Below are 5,076 nucleotides of genomic sequence, written 5' to 3'. Positions count from 1 at the left end.
AATAAGATTTAGATATTAGGTAAAACCCAGATTTATCTGTGGATTGAATCTAAAATCTAAAATCTAAAATCTAAAATAGTTGGATGGGTGCACATGACAACTGATAACCTGCGAAATATACCTGTTTTGGGTAAGCTGTGGGAGCAGATTGAGGCCATGCCTCCGCCGGTGATTGAGGATTCTTTACTGCTGCGAATCCTAGTTCAGTTGTTGGTAATTGTGGGAATTGTGGCTACTGACGTTGCTGCTGAAGAAGCCCAGAACCTGTGGGCTGTGCCTGTTAGTATTGTGGGAGCAACTTGGAGTTGGTACCGCCGCCGCGATCGCAATGTAGCTGCTAAGTTCTGCATAGCTATTGGAATGCTGGTGGCCCTGTTCGCTTTTTTTAGCCGCTTGGTGGGAGAATTGAATGATACGCGGTTAGTTTTGGCGCAACTTTTAATCCAACTTCAAGTGCTGCACAGTTTCGATTTGCCCCGCCGCAAGGATTTGGGCTATTCGATGGTAATCGGGCTAATTTTGTTAGGGGTAGCAGCGACTCTCAGCCAAACCTTGACTTTTGGGCCGCTGTTGTTGGTGTTTTTGGCTTTAGCGCTTCCGACTTTGGTTTTGGATTATCGATCGCGCTTGGGATTTTTGAAGCCAGAAGCCATTGGCGAAAAAGCACAAGGTAAAGGGAAAAATGAAAGCCTGTCGCTATTTGCTGCTACTTTATCCCCAAAGAATTTTGCTTGGCTGCTGCTGATAACTGTCGGGTTGGGGCTGACTATTTTTGCGTTTTTGCCGCGCCTCCCTGGCTATCAGTTGCGGACTTTTCCGGTGAGTGCTCCTCTTGAATATCAGGGGGAGTTTGACTCGCGCAGCATTCTGAATCCGGGGTATGTTAGAGGGGGAAATGAAAAAGGAACTGGCGGAGGAAGGGGGAGAAACCCAGACTCTGGGCCAGGAGAGGTAGACTCTACTTTTTATTACGGTTTCAACCAGCGCATTAATCAAAATTTGCGGGGGGAAATGAAACCCCAAGTGGTGATGCGTGTGCGATCGCAGGCTGCGGGTTTTTGGCGGGTATTAGGCTTTGACAAATACACCGGTCAGGGTTGGGAAATTTCTCGCAACGAGGATGCTTTTAAGTTGACTAGACCTCGCTGGTCTTATCAATTTTATCTCAATCCTTTTCCCAATGCGCCCCGCTTCCAAGAGGTGATTCAAAGTTATACTATTGTTGCTCCAATGCCGAATTTGATTCCGGCTTTAAACAAGCCGAGGGAGCTTTATTTTCCGAGTCCAGAGGTGGCGATTGATGCGGAGGGGGGTTTGCGAGCGCCTGCGGAATTGGGAGAGGGTGTGACTTATACGGTGATTTCTAATGTGCCTTTTCGCGATCGCTCTTTGTTGGGTAAAACTGGTACTAATTACCCGAAAAATATTCGCAACTTCTATTTGGATGTGCCGCCGGAGATTGCCCAGAAGGTGCGAGAAAAAACTGAAGAAATCTTGGCTGCAAGAACTAGAGTATCTCAGTCGGACAGACCGATCGACTCTCCTTACGAAAAAGCTTTGTACTTAGCTCAATATTTAAAGCAAAATCCGAATTACAAAATAGAAAAAGCTTTGCCTTACTTAGAAGAAGGTGAAGATTTAGTCGAGGGTTTTCTGTTTGGCTACAAAAACACTCAGGAGGGCAAAAAAGTTACAGGTGGATATCCAGACCACTTTTCGACGGTATTGACAATTATGCTGAGGTTGATCGGGATTCCGGCGCGGCTGGTGGGCGGTTTCGATACGGGGGAATTCAACCCGTTTACTGGTTACTATGTTGTGAAAAATACCGATGCTTTCTTGATGACGGAGGTATATTTTCCCAATAATGGCTGGTTTGCTTTTAATCCGATTCCCGGTTATCCGCTGATTCCGGCTTCGGTGGAAGACAACCAGACTTTTAGTGCGATCGAATCGTTTTGGAAGTGGATCGCGGGTTGGCTACCGACTCCTCTCAGAAGCGGGCTGGATTCAGTTATAGGTTTTCTAATTGGCTGGATAACTTTGATTGTGGGCTGGTTTCTGGGACAGTTTGCTAAGGGCTGGGTGGGGTTATTTACTGGCTTGATTGCTGCGATCGCCTTTGGCTTTATTGGCTGGTTAATTTGGCAAGTGTGGCGCAAGTGGCGCCACCGCCGCTGGTTGGCGAAGTTGCCGCCGGTGGAGGGGGTTTATCAGGAAATGCTGAAGGATTTGGCGAGTAGGGGATTTGCCAAGCAGAAAGCTCAAACGCCTTTGGAGTATGCTGAGGCTATGCGCGGTAATCATGCAACTGATGAAGCTGAGGTGATTGATGAAGTTTCGCAAGCTTACGTGCGCTGGAAGTATGGCGGGGAATCGGGTAATTTGAACCAGTTGCGGCAGTTGGTGGAAAATTTGAGGCGATCGCACTTGAAGAAACTGAAAAAGTTAAGATAAAAATCGGCGATACAAATCGCTTGTACACAAATAGGAGTTACGGAGAAAAACCCAAGAAACCGGGTTTTTCCGGTTTCTACGGCTGCATGGCGTCTTCTGGGCAAAAACCCGGTTTCTGGCCACCCGCGCATCATCTGATTGCGATCGCAAAATTTCAGTCTTAATACAGCCTCACGCTTTCAATCATCGGTTTGATGAGCAACAATCAGGCGATCGATTTCTTGGTGGTGGCGATCGTAATAACGCCAAGCATTCTCTAGAACGCGCTCGGAGTGTGAATTTATGTTAAGGGGAGATGAATGATTCGGTATTGGTATTCGTTGCGTTTCCGGCGAAGTTGTGTAGCATAAATGGGCGTAACATTCTCATCCATCAAATATTTAAGTGCCATTCTTCAAGCACCCTGGATCGCGGTTTGCCTTTCCCGTTCCGCTTTCAATTTTCGCAATCTTTCTGCTGCAGGATGGGGATTTGCTGCTTGCATTTTTCGCTGCTGATGCGACCACTCCAACCAATCTTGCAAATATCTACTTACTGATTCTTGATTTTGTAAATAATACAAAATAGTCGTATAAACTTCTGCTAAACTGAGAGAAGGATAGAGTTGCTGAATTTCTTCTGGGGTGCGTTCCCGATAAATATACTCATACAGTACCGTCTCAATCCCGATGCGATGTCCTTTAATACGAATATCATCCGGTGCTAAGAAATCAAAATACTCATTAAGTCCCATATCTAAACTTCCTGTTTTAGCCATCTACTATTCTACTCGTGATCGGGAATCCATTGATTCGCCCGATCGGCATCATCAGAAGTTACAAAATCACAGTCAAGGCTACGCAAATGCTCGAACATTGCGATCGCACAGAGTGTTTTGATCGACCGCCTTACTCGCAAGAGTCAGCGAAAGATGAGCTAAAAACGGGATTCTTGGTTGCATGAACCTCAAACCCTGGATTTATAAAGTATTAGATAGTATGCGGATAAAAGGACTTGAACCTTCACTCCTCTCGGAACCAGAACCTAAATCTGGCGCGTCTGCCAATTCCGCCATATCCGCATTTTGACATTTAAATACTATAGCACACAACAGAGCGATCGGTCAATCGATTTTAGATTTTAGATTTTAGATTTTAGATTGAAGAAGGCGACCCACTGATAAATCCGCAGGCTGATGACCAAATTGCTCGATCGCCCGATTTTAGATTTTAGATTTTAGATTTTAGATTGAAGAAGGCGACCCACTGATAAATCCGCAGGCTGATGACCAAATTGCTCGATCGCCCGATTTTAGATTTTAGATTTTAGATTTTAGATAAAATAAAGCGACCCACTGATAAATCCGCAGGCTGATGACCAAATTGCTCGATCGATCAACATCGAGAAACCCGGTCATTTTGGGACACCGGGTTCAATCATGAGTTATCGCCACAGCAATTTTCCGTATTTTTCACTCCTCGTCGCTTACTTTTGGCCCAGCGCCTTCCAGGTTGTGTCGTCCACCATGCCGTTAGCCATCAAGCCCTTATACTGCTGAAAGTTCTTGACAGCCGTAGCAGTGCGAGCGCCAAAAATGCCGTCGATCGGGCCCGGATCGTAACCCTGCATTTCCAAACGCACCTGTAGCGTTTTCACCTTGGAACCGACAGCGCCTTTATTCAGAAGAGTTGGAGGATTGCCGGGAACAGCAGCATTGCTCAGAATTGGAGGATTGCTCTGCACAGTTTCCGAAGCTGACGCTGGATCTGCTGCTAAAGCTGTCCAAGTTTCTTTGTCCACAATGCCATCTGCCCTCAAACCCTTAGACTGCTGAAAGGCACGAACCGCTGATGTAGTGCGAGAGCCATAGGAACCGTCGATCGTCCCCACCTTGAAACTGTGCACCTGCAACCGCTGCTGTATGGCTGCAACTTCTGGCCCGTCAGCACCCGCCGAGATAGTTTTTTCCTTTTTCACTGGCGCCTGCTCGCCCGCGTAAAAAGGCTTGTTAAACATATCTGCTTGGGACTTTCCCTCCGGCGATGCTGACGCACCCGGAGCGGCGGGAGCCGTAAAGTCTCGGCGGTACTCTTCCTGCACCAAGGGTTCGGAGTCGAAAGCAGCAGTTGCCTTTCGGGTTAAGCCGGGAGCGAGCAGAGCGATCAAGCTGAAAATCGTAACAGTAGTCACACGCATAAATTTCATCCGGTTAGTGAGGTTTGACAAGGTTTCCCTGTTTTCATGTTTCTAAATCTAATTGTATTACCCGGACAGCTTTCTGAGACATATAGCAGAAGCAAGAAGGAAGAATGACTTTCGACTTCGCGATCGGGTAACAAGAAGTCCGAGGGAAGGGGTAATAGACCGCATTGGTTTAGACCATTAAGAAAGTTCTAAGCGTCTGGCGCGGTTGCTATAGCAATCCTTGCAGGAGTCGTAATTTTTTTACCCCACCCCAACCCTCCCCGCGAGTTCGGGGAGGGAGTAAGAAATTCACAAATGATTTAGGGTTGCTATATCAGTCACCGTATCGTAATTAAGGCTCAAAACAAAAATCAAGTTGTCGCTTTGGAAGATTTGACGGGAATTAGGGAGCGCACAAACCAGCAGCCACGCTCGAAAAAAGAGCGGAGACGATTC

General features: G+C 46.8%; 3 protein-coding genes and 1 tRNA gene. 1 reads left to right on the top strand and 3 read right to left on the bottom strand.

The window, feature by feature from the left end:
- Window positions 1–93 precede the first annotated feature (93 nt).
- Window positions 94–2,457, top strand: coding sequence for a transglutaminaseTgpA domain-containing protein (locus tag QUB16_RS29620; protein ID WP_333321690.1), 2,364 nt, complete (start codon window positions 94–96; stop codon window positions 2,455–2,457).
- A 394-nt stretch (window positions 2,458–2,851) separates the two neighbouring features.
- Here QUB16_RS29620 and QUB16_RS29615 read toward each other — a convergent pair whose 3' ends face one another.
- The 3 genes from QUB16_RS29615 to QUB16_RS29605 all read right to left on the bottom strand — a co-directional run bounded on the left by QUB16_RS29615 (window position 2,852) and on the right by QUB16_RS29605 (window position 4,632).
- Complete coding sequence (locus QUB16_RS29615) at window positions 2,852–3,214, bottom strand: DUF433 domain-containing protein (protein ID WP_445243027.1); 363 nt, start codon at window positions 3,212–3,214, stop codon at window positions 2,852–2,854.
- 221 nt (window positions 3,215–3,435) lie between these two features.
- Window positions 3,436–3,517, bottom strand: a tRNA-Leu gene (locus QUB16_RS29610).
- A gap of 404 nt (window positions 3,518–3,921) precedes the next feature.
- Complete coding sequence (locus QUB16_RS29605) at window positions 3,922–4,632, bottom strand: peptidoglycan-binding protein (protein WP_333321688.1); 711 nt, start codon at window positions 4,630–4,632, stop codon at window positions 3,922–3,924.
- Window positions 4,633–5,076: the final 444 nt, after the last annotated feature.

Source organism: Microcoleus sp. D3_18a_C4, assembly GCF_036702415.1.
GTDB lineage: Bacteria > Cyanobacteriota > Cyanobacteriia > Cyanobacteriales > Microcoleaceae > Microcoleus.
This window is presented reverse-complemented; position numbering and strand designations above follow the sequence as displayed.

Bases quoted from the DNA above. Each gene is read 5' to 3' on its own strand.
- QUB16_RS29620 (WP_333321690.1), top strand. From the start codon at position 94: ATGACAACTGATAACCTGCGAAATATACCTGTTTTGGGTAAGCTGTGG.
- QUB16_RS29615 (WP_445243027.1), bottom strand. From the start codon at position 3,214: ATGGCTAAAACAGGAAGTTTAGATATGGGACTTAATGAGTATTTTGAT.
- QUB16_RS29605 (WP_333321688.1), bottom strand. From the start codon at position 4,632: ATGCGTGTGACTACTGTTACGATTTTCAGCTTGATCGCTCTGCTCGCT.